Raw genomic sequence first — 13,991 nt, forward strand, 5'->3', positions numbered from 1 at the left:
TCTACGGCGGTCTTGATGACTTCGCTGTACTCGGGGCCCGAGAGCGAGAAGTACTCCCCCGTGCCACCGGCGGCAAACAGGGCACTGGCGCCGTAGGGGGCGAGCCACTCCAGGCGCTCGATATAGGTCTTGGGGCGGAAGTTGCCCTGCGCGTCAAAGTCCGTGATGGGGAACGACAGCAGGCCGGAGCCCATGATGGTTTTGAGGTCTTGAGGGGTCATGTCAGTGCGGGGCGATAAGAGGAAATGGGGATGCGGGAGCAGGGGCTCAATCCAGCTTGATGTTGGCGGCGGTGACCACGCTGGCCCAGCGCGCGCGTTCCTTGGCAAAGAACTGGTCCTGCTCGGCGGGGGTCATGGTCACGACCTCGGCGCCCTGGCCTGCGAGGCGCGAGCGGATCTCAGGCGAGCGGATGGCGGTGATGAGGGCCTTGTTGAGCTTTTGCACCACGGCCTCGGGCGTGCCGCGTGGCAGCAGCACGCCTTGCCATGTGCCGGACTCATAACCGGTGATGCCCTGCTCGGCAATGGTGGGCACGTTGCCGATCAGCGGCATGCGCGTGGACTTGGACACGCCCAGTACCTTGAGCTTGCCGTTCTGCACCTGGGGCAGGGTGGCCAGCATGCCGTTCATCAGCACCTGGGTCTGGCCCGCCACGGTGTCCTGGATGGCGGTCACGCCACCCTTGTAGGGGATGTACTGCCAGCGTGCGCCGCTGGCGCGCTCCAGCGCCACACCGGCCAGGTGGGGGGCGCTGCCTGTGGCCGTCACGGCAAAGTTCAGGTCGTTCTTCTTGGAGTAGGCGACCAGTTCCTTGAGGTTGCTGACCGGCACCGAGGGGTGCACCACCAGCAGGTGGGGCGAGTAGGCCAGCATGGTCACGCCGCGCAGGTCCTTGGACGGGTCGAACGATAGCTTGGTGTAGACCGAGGGGCTGATGGCCAGCGCGCCCACGTCGCACAGCAGCATGGTGTAGCCATCGGGTTCGGCCTTGGCCACGAAGTCGGCGCCCAGGTTGCCGTTGGCGCCGGGCTTGTTTTCGACGATCACGCTTTGCTTGAGCGACTCGGACAGCACCTGGCTGATAGAGCGCGCAATGATGTCCGAGCTGCCGCCGGGCGGGTAGGGCACCACGATGCGCAGGGTCTTGGCGGGCCAGTCGGCCGTCTGGGCCGTGGCAGAGGCGGCGGCAAGGGCTGCGGTGCAGGCCAGAAGAACGGCGCGGCGGGTTAGGGTCATGGAATGTCTCCGATAGGTCAGGTTGTTGTTAGTCATCGTACAACATGCTCGATAAATACACAAGACACCGAGTCGCAAAGTGGTCTGGTGTACAGAAAAATCAGGGTAAATGCGGAGCAAATTCGCCGGATAAAAGTCTCTGAACCCCTTGAAGAAATGGCGCCAGCGCTACCGAAAACTGCGGGTAATCCCTTTGAGGAGTTTGTGGAGCTTGGATCCACAATATGAATCATGTTGTACGACGACATATCACAAATCCGAGACAAACCCGGGCTGAGCGTCCTGTTTCCATGGGTAGCAGGGCCACAGGGCTTGCCCTGAAGAGGGCTGGCAAGCAGAGGCGCCAGCTTCAACACAAACACCGGGGCATCTTCACCTTTGACACACCAGGAGACTTTTGACCATGCAACGCAGACACCTCATCCACACGGCGGCCCTTGCCGCTGCGGTGGGCTTCATCGGCCTGCCCGCCGCCGCCCAGGGCACCTGGCCCACGGGCAAGACCATCAGCTACGTGGTGCCCTTTGCCGCTGGCGGCACCACCGACACGCTGGGCCGCCTCATCGGCCAGCAGCTGGGGCCCGTGCTGGGCACCACGGTGGTGGTGGAGAACAAGGGCGGTGCGGCAGGCAGCGTGGGCTCGGAGGCCGCTGCACGCGCGGCGCCCGATGGCTACACGCTGCTGGGCGGCACCGTCAGCTCGCACGCCATCAACATCAGCCTGTACCCCAAGCTGGGCTATGACCCCATCAAGTCCTTCAGCCCCGTGACGCTGATCGGCACCAACCCCGTGGTGCTGGTGGTGGCCGCCAACAGCCCGCACAAGACCCTCAAGGACGTGCTCGCGGCGGCCAAGGGGAAGGAGGGCGGGTTGTCGTCGGCGTCGGCCGGCACGGGCAGCTCGCAGCATCTGGCGGTGGAGCTGCTGGCCTACAAGTCGGGCGTGAAGTTCACGCACATCCCCTACAAGGGCAGCGGCCCGGCCATCCAGGACGTGATCAGCGGCCAGGTGGACATGATGTTCGACACCACCGTAGTGGCGGCTCCGCACATCCAGAGCGGCAAGCTGCGCGCCATTGCCGTCACCTCGCCAAAGCGCCTGGCCTCGATGCCCGACGTGCCCACCGTGGCCGAGTCTGGGGTGAACGGCCTGGCCGACTTCCAGGTGCAGTCGTGGCAGGCCATCTTTGTGCCTGCCGCCACGCCCGCACCCATCGTCTCGCGCCTGCACGACGAGATCCGCAAGATCCTGGCCCAGCCCGACATGCAGACCCGCCTGAAGGGCTTTGGCATGGAGCCCGCCGACCTCAACACCACGCAGATCGCCGCCTTCCAGAAGGCCGAGGTGGAGAAGTGGGCCCAGGTGATCAAGGCGGCGAACATCAAGGTGGACTGAGCCGCCGCGTACTTTTTATCTCCCTGTGAAGACTTTGCGGAACCGCCTGCGGGCTGTTCCGCTTTTTTTATGGTGCCAGCGTTTGTGTGCCGGTCAGCCGGTGGCGCTGTCGCCGCCGTCCGCCGGGCGCGCCGCCAGCACAAAGTCGGGGTGCTGCCCCGTCAGCAGCAGAAACATCGCAAACACCGGCCCCTGCATGTTGCGCTCGTCGCTCATGCTCTCCAGCGCCTGCCAGGTGCGCGACTGCACGCCGCCCCGGCTGCCGGTCTGCAGCGGGTAGCCCATGAGTTCGGCCGCCTGGGCCTGGCTCAGCCCGGCGGCGGTGCGGGCGGCCTTGAGCTGGTCGCCAGTGGGCACGGGCATGGCGAGAGCGAGGGCAGGGCGTGGTGGCTGGGACATAGGTTTGCTATAAAAATAGGAGCTTCTTGGGCAGGGTGGACGGGCGGAGAAGCCCATTTTTACCCAAAACTGCGTGCCCACATCCGGCTGTGGCGCGGGTGCGTCACTGGACAAACTGGTGGGGTGCGCCTCTGGGGCGTGGCGTGGGGCCGCTCCTAGAATTCGCTCGCGCTTGACGAAAGACAACACCACAACACGCCGCGCACCCAGCGGCATCCGAGGAGGGACCTGTGAGCTACACCATCCAGATCTGGGAAAAGCCCGCCGACTGGCCCTGGCCCACCACCAAGGCCGAGGCGGACGCGCAGTACGAGCGCGCAGAGGCGGGCCGCCAGGTGCCGATGAACCCCAAGTTCGTGGCCTGGGCCCAGGCCGTCGAGCAGCGCTCTCCCGGGTTCTGGGACATCTACCTTGGTGGCCCTGAAATGACCGACCCCACCTGGGGCGTGGGCATCAACACCCGCGCTTCGGATTGGGGCGCTCCGTTTGACGATGGCTGGGAGCAGGCAGTGCGCCTGGGCCTGAACCTGTACGACCCGCAAAGCGGCGTGCACTACCTGGGCAACGGCGATGCGCCCGAAGAGCCCGATCTGCCCGTGCAGCGTGCGGCGCGTGCTCGCAAGGCGGGCGACGACGCCACTGCCTGGGCCGAATACCGCCGCTGGGCTGCGCGCGGCAACCCCCACGCCCTCTATGCCCTGGGCCGTGCGCTGCGCTTTGGCACCATGGGCCAGCGCAGGCACTTCGATCTGGCGGCCGCGCTGCAGCTGATGGGCGCCCACGATGCAGAGACCCGCAAGGATGCCCAGGCGTTCTTCCAGCGCTTTCCCGAAGAGGCGCAGGCACGCATCCAGGTGCTGATGGCGCGCCTGAAGTCGGCGCCGGGCGAACAACTGCTGCAGATCATCGACAACGACCGCAAGGCGGTGGACGACGCCGTGGCCCGCAGCCAGCAGCTGGCGCTGTATTCGCGCAAGCGCATCGAAGCGGCCGATGCCCTGCAACCCGCCGCTGCCCAGGGGCACGAGGTGGCTGCTTTTCTGCAGGCGCTGGAGACCGTGATCGGCTGGGAGCAGCCCAACTTTGAAAACGCCCGCTATTGGTGCCAGCGTGCCGCCGAATGGGATCACGAGCCCGCCAAACGCCTTTTCGCCCTGATGCATGAGCGCGGTTGGGGCGGGCCGGTGGACATGCAGGAGGCCGCGAAGTGGAACGCCGCCGCGCAAGAGCAACGCCTGCGGGCGCAGAAAAAGCAGCAGGCCCAGGAAGAGGCGGAATCGCCCGGCGGCCTGAGCCTGGCGCCCATGGCTTCGGCCTCGCACGGGTCTGCGGCAGCAGCGCCTGTGGTGTGGACCGGCAACCCCCTGCGCGACCTGCCCGGCTGGTACGCACGCGAGGGCGACCCGCACGCCGCCTTCCACCTGGGTACCAACGACGAGCATGGCCGCTATGGCGGGCCTGTCAATTTGGCCCAGGCGCGCGCCTGGTACGCCCAGGCGGCCGAGGCAGGCCATGCCGACGCCACCTACAACCTGGGCACCTTCATTGAAAGCGGCAAGGGTGGCCCCAAGGACGTGCAGGTGGCCAAGGCGCTGTTCATGCTGGCCAACACGCGAGGCACCACCATGCAGGTGGCCGACCTGGGCATCAAGCCGCAGGAGCAGGGGCCCGTGCGGGCGCTGGTGGTGGCCCTGCGCGAGCCCGGCCGTCTGCGTGCCGTGCTGCAGCAGCGCGGGCTGGCGGCCGCCGTGGCGGCGCCAGGGGGCGCGGCGCCCGCGGCGGCAGTTGTTGCTTCGACAGCCGCTGCCGGGTTGTCTGCATCGGACTGGGGCCGGACCGGTGGTGCGGCGCCGCAGGCTCCCCGGCCTGCACCCAGCCGTGCGCGCAGCACACGCAACGATGACGAGGATGAGGACACCGACGCAGACACCCAGGGCTCGGGCTTCTCACTGCACCTGGGCCATGTGGCCCTGGGGGTGGGCGTGGCCAGCGTGCTGCTGCTCCTCGCCTTCTTCAAGCCCGGCGCGAGTTTCCGCATGGGCATGTTCGCCTTGGGCCTGGTGGCGGCTTTCGGCGCCTGGCGCACGGCGCGCGACTTTGACTGGTCGCCCCTGGCGCGCGCCGTGGTGGCACTGCTGGCCGCCATCCCGTTGCTGGGCATGGCGGTGTGCCTGGGGTTGCTGTTCAAGGCCTTTCGCGCACGCTAGACCCCCTTCTTGGAGCCGATAACACACCAGCGCAGCGGTTCTTGCTGGGTGCCGCGTCGCAAGCAGTACAAGCAGTACGACAAGACGCGGCAACGACGCCAGACGGGTTTTGCCAGCCGCTCCTAGCGCGCGATCCCCAGCCAGGCGAGGTAGGTGGGTCGGAAGTCCAGCGCAGTGCGGCGCGCCACTTCAAGGGTGGTGGTGTTGATGACCACCAGCTGGCGCGCGCCGGGGTCGGAGAGGTAGATCTCGTCGCGCGCCTCGTTGGCCGCAAAGGCCGGGAACGGCGCCGCCGTGGGCATGGCCGGGATGGCGCCGGTGATGGTCTTCTTCACCACCCAGCCCGTTGCCCCTCGCTCCAGCGCATGCAGGGCGCCGGTGTCGTCCAGCACAAAGAAGGTGCGCCCCGCGCGGTCAAACCCGTGCGCGCGGCGCAGTCGGCCGTCGGCCCAGCCGGTGATGGCCACCGGGGTGGCCTTGGCTGCCGCCGTGTCGATGTCGTAGAAGCGGGTGGTGGAGGGCGTGCCCGCGTTGCCAATGCCGATGAATCGCGCCCCCAGCTTGGGGTGGCCCGCAATGGTGCCCACGCCCGTGGGGGTGGCGATCTTGGTGGCGGCTGCTGCGCCCGTGGCCTGGGGTGACACGGCCAGCACGCCGTCGGCGCAGCCGCTCACGGTGGTGCCGCCGCTGGTAAAGCTACCGTGCATGCTGGGGCACTGCGCATCCAGGCGCCGCACCAGCGTGTACTGCGCGCCCTGGCGGCTGTAGATCTCCGCCTGGGTGGGGCCGGTGGCATCGGGCGCCCGGTAGGTGGCGACCAGGAAGTTGCCATTGGGTTCGGCAAAACCATGCATGGGCTGCGCAAAGCTGATGCTCGCGCCCACGCGGCCCGCGCTCAGATCGGCATCCTGGAAGACGGTGGCCGAGGCCACGGCCGATGGTGCACGGCCGTCCATGAAGATGCTGGCCTGGCCCGCGCGGTCGTCGTAGTGGGTGGGCTGCGGGCCGGTGATGCGGAAGCTCAGCAGCTTGGGTGTGACCTTGTAGTCGTGCAGGTGGTCGCCATGGTCTTCCTGCCAGATGCCCGCATCGGCGATCTGCACCGTGTCCTGCGGCCGCTGGAAGGCCAGCGCATAGCGCCGACCGGGGCTGGCATACACGGCAGACGGCGGGTTGGCCAGAGGGATGTTGGCCACCACGGCGCTGCTGTCCAGGTCAAAGATGCGCAGTGCGGTGGCCGCGTCTTCGGCCATGGCCAGGCGGCCTGCGGTGTCGATGCGTGTGTCCTGGTGGGGACCATCACTGCTGCTGCCGCTGCTACCACCGCCGCACGCGGTCAAGGCCAGAACGAGGGACAGCGCCAGGCCGCCCTGAAGGGATGAATGTTTCATGGTTCTTTCTCACTGAATAGGTCGATGCGGCCCGATAAGGGTGTGTGGGCGCATTGGCGCAGGGGGACATGCGTGCTTGCGCATGCCCGCCGGTCGCAGGTGGTTTACCGAGAGGTTCAGTGAGACAAGGGCGGCCCGCGCGCGTCAAACAGCGTGGCCCAGCGCGCCACAAAAGCGCCTTCCAGGCGCCGCAGCCGTTGCATGCACGGGGGCACTGCGGGCGGGGGCACAGGCCCGGCCATTGCGGCGCCCGGCTGCTGGCCCAGGGCGTCGAACAAGCGGCAGTCTTCAGCGTCTTCGTGCTGGGAGAAGAGGGTTTCCAACGCTCCCGGCGCGACCTGCGCATTGCCAGCGGCATGCCCAGGGTGGGCTTGGTGGGGCGCTTCAGCGTGGGCCCCAACAGACTGTGTGGCCTGCGTGCCAACATCCCCGTGGACCGGGCCATGGGCGATGCCGTGCACCAGCCCAAGTGTCTGGGTAAACAAGATACACAAGGCGCACCACGCGCACAGCAGCGCTGTGGCCAGCCACTGGGGTAGCCCCGCCTGGGGGCGGGGCAATGCGACGGCCCTCGCGCTCATGCTGCCTGCGCGCAATCCGCACACAGGCCGTAGAGCGTCAATTCATGGCGCTGCACCTGGAATCCCTGTGGCGCCAGCCCCTTCAAGTCGCCCGGGCAGGCATGCACATCAAAAACACGCGCGCACTGCGTGCACTGGAAGTGGTGGTGGTGCGACTGGCCTGCGGGCTCGTAGCGTGGGCTCTCGCCGGGCAGTTGCACCACTTCGATGGCGCCGTCTTCCAGCAGCGCCTTGAGGTTGCGGTAGACCGTGGCCAAACCCAGCCCCTCCACCGACACCTGGGCGGTTTCCAGGATCTCCTGGGGCGATAGCGGGCGCTGCGCGCCAGCGACCACGGCATAGATCGCTGTGCGTTGCCGGGTGAATCGTTCCATGGAGGTTTGCTGTGGGGTGGTGTTTAATGAGAATGAATTATCAACTAAATCCGGGCGGCTGAGGCCACCCGGTTCCGCATTTGCACTAAAAGGGCGGCGTTAAGCGCCCGGCACTTCGTGCGGCAGCATTTGCGCGAAGTAAGACTCCGGCTGGATGTTGGTGTAGTTGGGGATGTCAGCCGCCAGTTCGGCCATCGTCTGCTTGGCTGCTGTCTGGGCCTGTTTCAAGTCGCTGAAGAAGGCATTGGTCAGCGCCACCACCTGGCCCGGGCGGGGCTCGCCAGGGTAGAGCACGCGGTCGCTCTCCAGCCGCACCAGGCCCAGCGGCTGCAGCGCCGCACGGGCGATGCGCATGTGCTCGCTGTGGTAGTAGTCGTGGTTGAAGGTGGCGCCTTCGCGCCAGCGGTATACGGCGGTGACTTTGATCATGGGTGGGTTTCCATCCGGTCGTTGAAAGCCTCGACCGTAAGGACACCGCAGCCGCTGCACAGCCGCCTGGGCGACAGCCTGTCACCCAGGTGCATGTTCCGGTGATGGTGACCGGTCAGCCCGGCACCATGAACGCCCGCAGCAGGTATCCTCCGTCAGTTGCCGCAAGCGGCCAGGAGCGGCCACCTAGGAAAGGACTAGATGAGTGTTGACAACGATCTTGTAAGCAAGCACCTACGGCGCCCCTTCAGTGTCAGGGAGCGAGGCTGGACAGAGGTTGGATTGGGCGTGTGTGTGGTGTTGTTGAGCTGGCACGAATACATCCAGCCGTCCACGAGGCCTTTTACGGGTAGATGGGGTTGGCTGAAAGAGTTTATGTACTCACACTTGGGCGCCCACGGGGTCGCAGTCGGCTTCGGTTTGATAGGCTTAGTGCTCACGCTCTGGGGGGCTTATGAAGTGGCGACCTCGCGGCGAAATGAAGCAATCAAGCAGAGTTGATTGAGTGCTAACGAGCCATTTCTCGGGGGTCTGCTTTGGGCCCTGAGCCGCCATTCAGAAGCGCCACCCGTAAGCTGTCTTTGACTTGCTGCATGCTGCTATTGGAAATCTCGGTGTCTGCCTACGGCAAGCTATAGTTTGCCGAGTTGAGGCGTGCCGGGTTTCACGGAATTTCTGTACATGGACGATTGAACAGGTCACCCCTTGCTAACCATGCTGCAAGCCAGCTCCAGAAGCCATCAGTGTCCAGCATATTCCGCACGCTCCGGTTTCTCCCGCAGGGTTTGCGGGATACATCACGTTAGGCGTCAAAGGCATCCATGTACGCAGAACCCCCTATTCCACTCGACGCTGTACGCGACGCACTCGAACGATCGGGCTACCTTATGGAGTCCCGACTCGTTCGCCTCCTCACCGCCGCCGACTTTTTCGTTGAACCCAATGTGTCTCACAAGGACCCTCGAACAGGTAAGGCGCGAGAGATCGACATGACGGCCGAGAGCGCCTCAGGATCATTTCGTCGAGGCGTGTGCGTCAAGACGACCTTCGTGATTGAGGCTGTCAACAACCGCTTCCCGATAGTTCTTCTCACGGAGCGGCCGTCGTCTCCAAACGCAGATTTTGAGAGCTATGTAAAGTTTGGTACGAGCCCTAACCCGTGCCCGTTCCTTAATGAAATTCACATCTACGATGAGAAGGGCGCGGATTGGAACAACCTCTTCTCGCAGTTCTGTGCCCTGAGCAAGAAGAGCGGCAAAGAAGAGTTAATGGCTAGTCATCCGGACGATATTTACTCGTCGCTTCTCAAGGCCGCGGAGTACACGGAAGACCAAGTCGCCGAATTTGAAGCATGGACAGAAAACGAGACTGGAAAGTATTGGCGACTTTTCGTTTGGCACCCTATGTTGGTAGTCAGCGGCCAACTGTTGACAGCGAAGTTCTCTCCAGAGGGAACCGTTCTATTGCAGGAAGTTCAAATCGCGCGCTTGGAGTTCAATTGGCACGATGGCGACAGTCGGAAAACGACGGTTATTGAGGTAGTTCGAGAGGACTTTCTCCTTCAGCGTTTGGATGCCATTCGTGCCCAAGACGATTCCCTTGAAGAGCGAATTCACGATCTGAAGGCTTCCCACAAGTCGCTCGACGACACCCTCGGGTGACGCCCAACCATGCCCATCAAGCGGACCCGCCTCAGGCAGGCCGCCTAAGTCAAACGTTGAGCGTCCGCTTTCGTGTGCCGCACAGAGCGCTTTTGGCCGAAAAGCGAAACTCAAATCTCGATGAATTCGCGAGCTTCAGCATCATAGAAGCGGGCCGAAAGCTCCCGACAGATCGCTCTGATATCCACCAACGCTGCAACGCCGCAGACCACCCGCAAAGACCACTGCCCGCAGGGTCGAAGCGAAATCGGGCCGGTCAACTCGAAGCTTTGGCGCCCCGGCTGCTTGCATGGACATATGAGCCCATGCAGCGCATCCGAAGCGTCCACGTCCGTCACGATGGCGCTCCAACGTGATCCCCTGCGAGATCGCAAACAGACCCTTAGTCTTCGTCCGACTCGCCCAGGAACCCGCCGCTTTGATGCCCCCACAGCCGCGCATACACGCCGCCCTGGGCCAGCAGCTGCGCGTGGGTGCCTTCCTCCACGATGCGGCCTGCATCCAGCACGATGAGCCGGTCCATGGCCGCGATGGTGGACAGTCGGTGCGCGATGGCGATCACGGTTTTGCCTTCCATCAGGCTGTCCAGGCTCTGCTGGATGGCGGCCTCGACCTCGGAGTCGAGCGCGCTGGTGGCTTCGTCCAGTAGCAGGATGGGCGCGTCTTTCAGCATCACGCGCGCAATGGCCACGCGCTGGCGCTGGCCGCCCGAGAGCTTCACGCCGCGCTCGCCCACCTGGGCGTCGTAGCCGGTGCGGCCGTGCAGGTCGCTCAGCGTTTCGATGAACTCGGCGGCCTCGGCGCGACGGGCTGCAGCGTGCATGTCCTCTTCCGTGGCATCCGGGCGGCCATAGAGGATGTTGTCGCGCATGGAGCGGTGCAGCAGCGACGTGTCTTGCGTGACCATGCCGATGTTGCGGCGCAGGCTGTCCTGCGTGACATGGGCAATGTCCTGCCCGTCGATGAGCACGCGGCCCGCGTGCACGTCGTGAAAGCGCAGCAGCAGGTTCACCAGGGTGGATTTGCCGGCACCGGAGCGGCCAATGAGACCGATCTTTTCGCCCGGGCGGATGGTGAGCTGCAGCGCATCGATGACCGGGCGGCCTTTGCCGGATGCAGCTCCCTGGTTCTCGTAGGCAAAGCTCACGTTCTCGAAGCGCACTTCGCCCCGCGTGACTTGCAGCGGCTGCGCATCGGGTGCATCCACCACGGTGCGGGGTTTGGTCAGTGTGTTGATGCCGTCCTGGATGGTACCCACGCTTTCGAACAGCGTGGTCATCTCCCACATCACCCAGTGGGCGTGGCCCGACACACGCAGCGTCATGGCGATGACAGCGGCCACGGCGCCAGCGCCCACCTCGCCCAGTGTCCAGAGCCACAGCGCCGTGCCGCAGGCACCCAGGATCATGGCCACCACCAGCGCCTGGTTCACGATCTCGAACAGGCTCACCAGCCGCATCTGCGCGTAGCCCGTGAGCTTGAACGCATCCATGGCTGCGCGCGCAAACTCGGACTCGCGCCGCGTGTGCGAGAACAGCTTGACGGTGGCAATGTTGGTGTAGGCGTCGGTGATGCGCCCGGTCATCACCGAGCGCGCGTCGGCCTGCGCCTTGCCCACCTTGCCCAGGCGCGGCACAAAGTACCAGCAGGCCAGCCCATAGGCCACGATCCAGAGCGCAAACGGCGCGATCAGCCGCGCATCGAAGCCCGCGAGCAGCACAAGGATGGTGACGAGGTAGATGCCCATCCCGATCACCACATCGGTGGTGGTGAAGATCATGTCGCGCACCGCCAGCGCCGTCTGCATGATCTTGGTGGTGATGCGGCCCGCAAACTCGTCGGCATAAAAGGCCATGCTCTGGCCCAGCATCAGACGGTGGAAGTTCCAGCGCAGGCGCAGCGGGAAGTTGATGGCCAGAACCTGGTGCTTGAGGCTGGTCTGCCAGGCCACCAGCACCAGTGTGCCCATCAGCAGCGCCACGATGCCCAGGATGGAGCCCTTGCGCTCAGCCCACAGGGTGTGCGGCGCCACGGTGGACAACCAGTCCACCACATGGCCGAGCACGGCGAACAGCAGGGCCTCGAACACGGCAATGGCCGCAGACAGCACCGCCATGGCCACCACGTAGCCGCGCAGGCCACGGGTGCAGTCCCACACAAAGGCCATGAAGTCCTTCGGGGGCAGATGGGGTTCGGCGGGGGGATAAGGGGGAAGGCGGCTTTCGAAATACTTGAACACGTAGCAAGGCTCCTCGTTACCCGATGGTAGAGGAGCTGCAGGACCAAGGTATGTCAGCAGTGAGTTGTCCGCGCCTGAAGTAGGTGCACTGTGGCTGGCGGCCTGCGCAATGTGTTGCCATGGGTTACAGCAGCAGGGTGATAACCACAATGGCCACGCCCAGGCCCAGGTTCACCGCCACCCACTGGCGGATGGCCGCCATGGCCTGACCGCCAGCGGGCCAGTCGGACGCTGCCACCGCCCGCTGCAGGCGGCGAAAGAGCGCAAAACGGATGTGGCCGAAGATGGCCATCATCAGGAGGCCCAGCGTGGCCATGACGGTCCAGTCCAGCGGCATGGCAAAGCTGCCGCCTGACTGCGCGGCCTGCCGCGCGACGTTGCCGATCATCCACAGCCCGCTGACCAGCACCACCACCACCGCCACGGTGACAGCACCCAGAAAACGCTGCAGCACGTCGTGCATCAACCGCAGGCGCTGCGGCGGCTCCAGCGACTGTGCCGCCGGGCGCAGAAAGAAATGGGCAAACACCATGCCACCGATCCACACGATGATGGACAGGACATGGGCGAGCTTGAGGGCGTTGTAGAGCATGGGGGGGAACCTGGTGGGGAGGGGCGGGCCGCAGGGCTTGCTGCGGCCCGGATTGTGCAGCGAATGCCCGCTGCAGGGGGGCTTGGCCCTGCCTGCCGGAGGGCCTGGGTCAGAGGGCCTGGGCCTCGGTCTGCTGTGCCACGCGCACCTGGTTGCCGCCGCTTTTCTTTGACAGGTACATCGCCTCGTCAGCGTGGCCCAGCAGGTGGTGTTCTTCGCCCCCGTGTTCGGGGTAGATCGCCACGCCAATGCTGGGCTGGATGTTCAGGCGAATGCCCTCCAGGTCGAACGGCTGGGTGAAGGCCGACAGGATCTTGTCGGCCACGGTGGTGGCGTGGTCGCGGGCCAGGCCGCTTTCGAGCAGCACCACAAACTCGTCGCCCCCGAGGCGTGCCACGGTGTCGGAGCCGCGCACGCATTCGAGCAGGCGCTGCGCCACCCGCTGCAGCAGCAGGTCGCCCATGGCGTGGCCCAGGGTGTCGTTGACCTCCTTGAACCGGTCCAGGTCGATGAACAGCAGCGACAGCAGGCGCTGGTCGCGCCGGGCGCGGGCCAGGGCGGTCTTGAGGCGGTCCAGAAACAGCTGGCGGTTGGGCAGGTGGGTGAGCTGGTCGTACTGCGCCATGTGCTCCAGGCGTTCGTGCATCTGCTTGCGCTCGATGGCGGCGGCCACTTGGGTGGATACGAACTGCAGCAGGTCCTTGTCCTTGTCGGTGTAGCGGCCCTGTTCGGTGTAGCTTTGCAGCACCAGCGCGCCAATCGCGCCTTTCTGGGTTTGCAGGGGCACGCCCAGCCAGTACAGCGGCGGGCGCTGCTGTGGGGCGGGTGGTGGGTGGGCGGTGCGGTTCTCGGGGGTCAGCAGCAGGGTGCAGCCGTTGTGGATGACCTCGGCACACAGCGCGTCCTGTGCCAGCGCCATGGGGGGCGGGGCAGGCAGTGATTCGTTGACGTGGTAGGGGAAGCTCAGCGCATCGGCCTGTGCATCGTACAGCGCCACCGCAAAGTTGGTGGCGGGCAGCAACCGCCCGATGATCTGGTGAATGTGCTGGAACAGCGCCTGCAGGTTCTGTGTGGTGTGGGCGGCCTCGGAGATCGCGTAGATCACGGCCTGCATGGACTCGGTGAGCCGGCGCTCGGTGATGTCGTGCGCCACGGCCAGCCGCATCTGCTGCTCGGGCAGCCAGCGCGCCGTCCAGCGGATGTGGGCAATGGTGCCGTCCTTGCGAACGTAGCGGTTCTCGAACTGCAGCTGCAGGTTGCCTTCGGTCACGCTTTTGGCCTGGCGCTGGGTAATGGCGAGGTCATCGGGGTGCACCATGTCCAGCATGCGCTTGCCCACCACTTCTTCAGGCAGGTAGCCAAATATGCGCTCGAACGCGGGGCTGACAAAAACAATGGTGCTGTCCACGTTGACGAGGCAGACGGCATCGAGCATCAGGTCCACCACGTTCAAAGAAGGAATGCTGTGCATGGGCGGCGCGCG

14 protein-coding genes are annotated in these 13,991 nt (G+C 65.3%); 3 read left to right on the forward strand and 11 right to left on the reverse strand.

Going from position 1 to position 13,991, the window contains the following annotated elements; all coding sequences use genetic code 11:
- Both CBY09_RS24165 and CBY09_RS19160 read right to left on the reverse strand, forming a co-directional pair.
- Nucleotides 1–221: dihydrodipicolinate synthase family protein (locus CBY09_RS24165; RefSeq protein ID WP_240515780.1), on the reverse strand; the 221-nt coding region annotated here is incomplete at its 3' end.
- 46 nt (nt 222–267) lie between these two features.
- A complete protein-coding gene (locus CBY09_RS19160; RefSeq protein ID WP_094291138.1) occupies nt 268–1,239 on the reverse strand; it encodes a Bug family tripartite tricarboxylate transporter substrate binding protein in 972 nt (323 codons plus the stop codon).
- 403 nt (nt 1,240–1,642) lie between these two features.
- On the opposite strand from CBY09_RS19160, the gene CBY09_RS19165 reads away from it, so the two are divergent.
- Complete coding sequence (locus CBY09_RS19165; protein ID WP_094291243.1) at nt 1,643–2,635, forward strand: Bug family tripartite tricarboxylate transporter substrate binding protein; 993 nt, start codon at nt 1,643–1,645, stop codon at nt 2,633–2,635.
- A 93-nt stretch (nt 2,636–2,728) separates the two neighbouring features.
- Here CBY09_RS19165 and CBY09_RS19170 read toward each other — a convergent pair whose 3' ends face one another.
- On the reverse strand, nt 2,729–2,998 hold the full coding sequence (locus tag CBY09_RS19170) for a helix-turn-helix domain-containing protein (RefSeq protein WP_240515781.1): 270 nt from the start codon (nt 2,996–2,998) through the stop codon (nt 2,729–2,731).
- 266 nt (nt 2,999–3,264) lie between these two features.
- Between CBY09_RS19170 and CBY09_RS19175 the strand changes: the two genes are divergently transcribed.
- The gene (locus tag CBY09_RS19175; RefSeq protein WP_094291140.1) at nt 3,265–5,241 is read left to right on the forward strand and encodes a tetratricopeptide repeat protein; all 1,977 of its coding nucleotides are present in this window, start codon (nt 3,265–3,267) and stop codon (nt 5,239–5,241) included.
- A 122-nt stretch (nt 5,242–5,363) separates the two neighbouring features.
- Here the strand turns inward: CBY09_RS19175 and CBY09_RS19180 are convergent, their stop codons facing one another.
- The 4 genes from CBY09_RS19180 to CBY09_RS19195 all read right to left on the reverse strand — a co-directional run bounded on the left by CBY09_RS19180 (nt 5,364) and on the right by CBY09_RS19195 (nt 8,016).
- Nucleotides 5,364–6,632: a hypothetical protein gene (locus tag CBY09_RS19180; protein ID WP_094291141.1), complete on the reverse strand. Its 1,269-nt coding sequence runs from the start codon at nt 6,630–6,632 to the stop codon at nt 5,364–5,366.
- 116 nt (nt 6,633–6,748) lie between these two features.
- Nucleotides 6,749–6,910 carry a hypothetical protein gene (locus CBY09_RS23905; protein WP_165773940.1) on the reverse strand — a complete coding sequence of 54 codons (162 nt, stop codon included), beginning with the start codon at nt 6,908–6,910 and terminating at the stop codon, nt 6,749–6,751.
- Nucleotides 6,911–7,209: 299 nt separating this feature from the next.
- Nucleotides 7,210–7,587: a Fur family transcriptional regulator gene (locus tag CBY09_RS19190; protein ID WP_063460338.1), complete on the reverse strand. Its 378-nt coding sequence runs from the start codon at nt 7,585–7,587 to the stop codon at nt 7,210–7,212.
- Nucleotides 7,588–7,686: 99 nt separating this feature from the next.
- The gene (locus CBY09_RS19195; RefSeq protein ID WP_094291143.1) at nt 7,687–8,016 is read right to left on the reverse strand and encodes an EthD family reductase; all 330 of its coding nucleotides are present in this window, start codon (nt 8,014–8,016) and stop codon (nt 7,687–7,689) included.
- A gap of 821 nt (nt 8,017–8,837) precedes the next feature.
- On the opposite strand from CBY09_RS19195, the gene CBY09_RS19200 reads away from it, so the two are divergent.
- Entirely contained in the window at nt 8,838–9,677 is an 840-nt protein-coding gene (locus CBY09_RS19200) for a hypothetical protein (protein ID WP_133066309.1), read from the forward strand.
- 110 nt (nt 9,678–9,787) lie between these two features.
- On the opposite strand, the gene CBY09_RS23910 is transcribed toward CBY09_RS19200, so the two are convergent.
- The 4 genes from CBY09_RS23910 to CBY09_RS19215 form a co-directional block, all read right to left on the reverse strand.
- Nucleotides 9,788–10,015 carry a hypothetical protein gene (locus CBY09_RS23910; protein WP_165773941.1) on the reverse strand — a complete coding sequence of 76 codons (228 nt, stop codon included), beginning with the start codon at nt 10,013–10,015 and terminating at the stop codon, nt 9,788–9,790.
- A 44-nt stretch (nt 10,016–10,059) separates the two neighbouring features.
- Nucleotides 10,060–11,916, reverse strand: coding sequence for an ABC transporter ATP-binding protein (locus tag CBY09_RS19205; RefSeq protein WP_094291145.1), 1,857 nt, complete (start codon nt 11,914–11,916; stop codon nt 10,060–10,062).
- 124 nt (nt 11,917–12,040) lie between these two features.
- Complete coding sequence (locus CBY09_RS19210; RefSeq protein ID WP_094291146.1) at nt 12,041–12,508, reverse strand: CopD family protein; 468 nt, start codon at nt 12,506–12,508, stop codon at nt 12,041–12,043.
- Nucleotides 12,509–12,617: 109 nt separating this feature from the next.
- The gene (locus tag CBY09_RS19215) at nt 12,618–13,979 is read right to left on the reverse strand and encodes a sensor domain-containing protein (RefSeq protein ID WP_094291147.1); all 1,362 of its coding nucleotides are present in this window, start codon (nt 13,977–13,979) and stop codon (nt 12,618–12,620) included.
- Nucleotides 13,980–13,991: the final 12 nt, after the last annotated feature.

It is taken from the genome of Acidovorax kalamii, assembly GCF_002245625.1.
GTDB lineage: Bacteria > Pseudomonadota > Gammaproteobacteria > Burkholderiales > Burkholderiaceae_C > Acidovorax > Acidovorax kalamii.